We start from the raw sequence: 282 nt of genomic DNA on the forward strand, positions 1-282 counted from the left end.
AGCACCCGCGCCATCAGCGTGTCCGGCTCCGCGTTCGTCCACGTCACAGACGCCGCCGATACCTGTGCGCTGTCAGCCGTCATCCTCGGATTCTGTCCGGGACTCGGAGTAACAGTCTTCTCTGCGAGAAATTTCTGCATTTCGGTATCCAACGAGACTCTGACGCCTACCAGCGGCATAACCTGTTCGGCCCTTGGTGACGGGGTTATTCGTCACTTACTACGGCCTCGGCTGACTTCTGCACGCTCATCCCGTCGCCTCTCGACGCTCGGTAGCACAGTG

General features: G+C 59.9%; 1 pseudogene. It reads right to left on the bottom strand.

The features are described 5' to 3' along the window. Window positions 1-179, bottom strand: a pseudogene (locus ACW9JC_RS30455) (group II intron reverse transcriptase/maturase); the annotation flags it as partial. Window positions 180-282 lie beyond the last annotated feature (103 nt).

The organism is Pseudomonas sp. SDO5591_S426 (assembly GCF_054070755.1).